Origin of the sequence: Chlorogloeopsis sp. ULAP02, from assembly GCF_038404745.2 — a bacterium.
Lineage (GTDB): Bacteria > Cyanobacteriota > Cyanobacteriia > Cyanobacteriales > Nostocaceae > Chlorogloeopsis.
In genome coordinates, this window is sequence record NZ_JAYKTT020000028.1 from 1 (window position 1) to 2,417 (window position 2,417).

Below are 2,417 nucleotides of genomic sequence, written 5' to 3' on the forward strand. Positions count from 1 at the left end.
AAAATCCGGACTAAAACACAAAATACTAGCAGACAAAATCATGACTAATTCTAACGATCGCCTACAACGTCAAGTCTTACCTATTCCGGACATTCAACCAATTGGACTCACCACCTTCGACGCAAAAGACCCCAACACCCAATATCCCCCCATTGTCCCCCTACGTCCTCCTACAGGTGCGCCGAATGTGCTAGTGATTTTACTCGATGATGTGGGGTTTGGCGCTTCTTCTGCCTTTGGCGGCCCTATTCAGACACCAAGCGCCGAAAGATTAGCCCAAAACGGACTGAAATATAATCGCTTTCATACCACAGCCCTTTGCTCTCCCACTCGCGCTGCTCTTTTGACTGGACGCAACCATCATTCCGTTGGCTTTGGCGCGATTACTGAAATGGCCACTTCTGCCCCCGGTAATAACTCTCTGCGTCCCAATACCTGCGCTCCTCTAGCGGAAATTCTCAAGCTCAATGGCTACTCTACCGCTCAATTCGGCAAGTGTCATGAAGTTCCCGTGTGGGAGACGAGTCCGATGGGGCCATTCACTAGCTGGCCTACAGGTGGCGGCGGTTTTGAATATTTTTACGGATTTATCGGCGGCGAAACCAATCAGTATTACCCTGCACTCTACGAGGGAACGACTCCCATTGAACCCGATCAAACCCCAGAAGAAGGATACCATCTTACCTCAGACATGACCCGTAAGGCGACTAGCTGGGTACGCCAGCAAAAAGCTCTCATGCCCGATAAACCATTCTTCATGTATTTCGCTCCTGGTGCCACCCATGCTCCTCACCATGTCCCCAAAGAATGGGCGGATAAGTACAAAGGACAGTTTGATCAAGGCTGGGATCGGATACGAGAGGAAACCCTCGCCCGTCAAAAACAACTGGGAATCGTTCCCCCCGATACGGAATTAACGCCTCGTAGTGAAGGGATTGCCGCTTGGGATGACGTACCAGAGCCGATGAAACCGATTTTAGCTCGTCAGATGGAAGTGTATGCGGGCTTCTTGGAACACACCGACTATCATATTGGTTTGTTGATCGATGCCCTAGCGGACTTGGAAATCCTCGATCATACCCTGATCTATTACATTATTGGCGATAACGGAGCCTCTGCTGAGGGATCGCTCCAAGGCACGTTTAACGAAATGGTGACGCTTCAGGGGTTTGCCCATTTAGAAACCGCAGATTTCTTGAGCGAACGTATCGACCAATTTGGGGGGCCAGAAGCCTACAATCATTATGCGGTGGGTTGGGCGCATGCCATGTGTACCCCCTATCAGTGGACGAAACAGGTTGCTTCCCACTTTGGCGGCACCCGCAACGGCACGATTGTTCACTGGCCAACTGGCATTCAAGCTAAAGGGGAAATTCGTTCCCAGTTCCACCATGTGATTGATATTGCCAAAACCGTTCTAGAAGTAACCAATTTACCAGAACCCACCTTTGTGAATGGCGTACAACAAAAGCCGCTAGAAGGGGTAAGCATGGCTTACTCTTTCAATGAGGCTACTGCCCCAGATCGCCACCAGACGCAATATTTCGAGATGTTTGGCAATCGGGGCATCTATCATCAAGGATGGACAGCCGTGACGAAACACCGTACTCCCTGGGTAATCGGCATGATGCAACTCCCGGCTTTTGATGATGATCGCTGGGAACTATACGATACGACCAAAGACTGGAGTCAAGCGAGGGATCTAGCCAAGGAATATCCCGATCAACTCAAGGAATTACAGCGACTGTGGTTAATCGAAGCGGTGAAATATAATGTGATTCCCCTGGATGACCGCTCTGCCGAACGATCTAACCCCACGCTTGCGGGTCGTCCACAATTGGTGAAAGGAAAGCGTCAACTGCTGTTTGGTGGCATGGGACGATTAACGGAAAACTCAATTGTTGACTACAAAAATAACTCTTTTGCTGTCACGGCTGAGTTAATTCTCCCTCAATCAAAAGCGGAAGGTGTAATTGTTGCCGTTGGTGGCATTATTGGCGGTTGGAGTCTTTATGCCAAGCAGGGCAAGCTGAAATACTGCTACAACTTCTTCGGTTTAAATCATTACTATGTTGAAGGGGCAGATATACTTCCTTCTGGGAAACATCAAGTTCGCGTGGAATTCGCCTACGATGGGGGTGGTTTAGGGAAAGGTGGAGATGTCGCTCTGTTTTTAGACGGTCAAAAAATTGGAGCAGGACGAGTAGAACAGACCGAACCCTTCGTTTTCTCGGCGGACGAAACCCTAGATATCGGCTTTGAGTCAGGTTCTCCAGTCACCAAGGACTACAGCGCCAATAAGTTCAATGGTGAGGTGAATTGGGTGGAAATTGATGTAGGTAAAGATGCCCAGGATGCTGATAACTTTATCTCACTAGAAGAACGACTGCGAATTGCGATCGCACTGCAATAGATTC

1 protein-coding gene is annotated in these 2,417 nt (G+C 49.2%); it reads left to right on the forward strand.

Translation table 11 applies throughout. From position 1 onward, the window contains the following. Positions 1-2,413 (forward strand): arylsulfatase (locus U2718_RS13210; protein WP_411813277.1); only part of this gene is annotated, 2,413 nt, incomplete at its 5' end. Positions 2,414-2,417: the final 4 nt, after the last annotated feature.